The organism is Desulfonispora thiosulfatigenes DSM 11270, from assembly GCF_900176035.1.
Classification (GTDB): Bacteria; Bacillota; Peptococcia; order Peptococcales; family Desulfonisporaceae; genus Desulfonispora; species Desulfonispora thiosulfatigenes.
The window spans coordinates 1-1,252 of the sequence record NZ_FWWT01000003.1; the positions used below are offsets into that span (position 1 = coordinate 1).

1 pseudogene is annotated in these 1,252 nt (G+C 29.9%); it reads right to left on the reverse strand.

From position 1 onward, the window contains the following. Positions 1-39 precede the first annotated feature (39 nt). Positions 40-1,177, reverse strand: a pseudogene (locus B8965_RS00015) (IS3 family transposase). Between the last annotated feature and the right edge of the window lie 75 nt (positions 1,178-1,252).

Here is a 1,252-nt window from a genome sequence, read left to right on the forward strand (position 1 = left end):
GACCTGGTCAAGCAAAATTGTAACACTTAATAGAATAAATTATGTAAATCGAGCCTCAAAAGGGGTTTTACCACCTAAGGCACTATGTGGTCTGATATGATGATAATATCCATAAACATAATCGTTAATTAGAAAATTTAAATGATTATCATTTTTTATTTCATAATGCTTAATATGTTCGTTTTTTAATTTACCAAAAAAGGATTCCATAGGGGCATTATCGTACGGACACCCAGCCTTACTCATTGATTGTATGATCTTGTTATTACTACAATATTCTGTAAATGATTTCGAAGTGTACTGCACCCCCTGATCGCTGTGGAGTATCAAATTTTCTTCAGGTTTATTATTTGCCAAAGCTTCATTTAATGTTTCTATTGCTAGATCAGCAGTCATGTAATTTGTAGTTTTAGTCGCAACAATACTACGATCATATAAATCAAGAATTGAGCAATTATACCTTAAACTACCATTTAAAAGGTGTATATAGGTGAAATCAGTGCACCATTTGGTATTTTTCTTTTCTGCTGTGAAATCTTGCTTTATAAGGTTTTCGAAAACCTTATGCGCTTTACCCTTAATATAAGCTGGTTTTCTTTTAAAGGTAATGGATTTTAAACCTAGCTGCTTCATGTATTTATGAATAGTTAAATTGCTGTATTTATGTCCCATTTTAGATAGACGTTTCTGGATCATCCGATAGCCCATTTTACCACTGTATCTGTGATAAGTTGTTTTAATTAGTTCTTTTAAGGTATTTTTTTAATCTCTTGTTTTAAGGAACGTTTTTTCAAATAATTGTAGTAAGCATTTGGATATATGTTTAAGCGATTTAAAAGCCATCTAAGCCCAAATTCATCTTTGTTTTCATCAATAAATATATAGATTAATCTTCTATTTCCTTGGCAAAGAATGCTGCTGCCTTTTTTAAAAAGTTATTTTCCTTTTCTAGTTCTTTATTTTCACGTTCTAATTTTCTGATTTTATCAAGTAATTCTAAATCTTTTGTTCCTGTTTCTGTTTGGCTGCATTCTTTGCGATAGTTTTTAATCCATATATTTAAAGAGCCTTGTCCAAGGCCATATTCTTTAGTTAAACTGGCAACAGATCTGCCTTCTTCAAGATGTAATTTTACTAGTTTTTCTTTAAATGATTTTTCATATATTTTCTTACCCATTTTTGTATCACCACTTTCTTAAATATAATAATATATTATTTCTATGTGGTGTTACAACTTTAGTTTATCATGTCA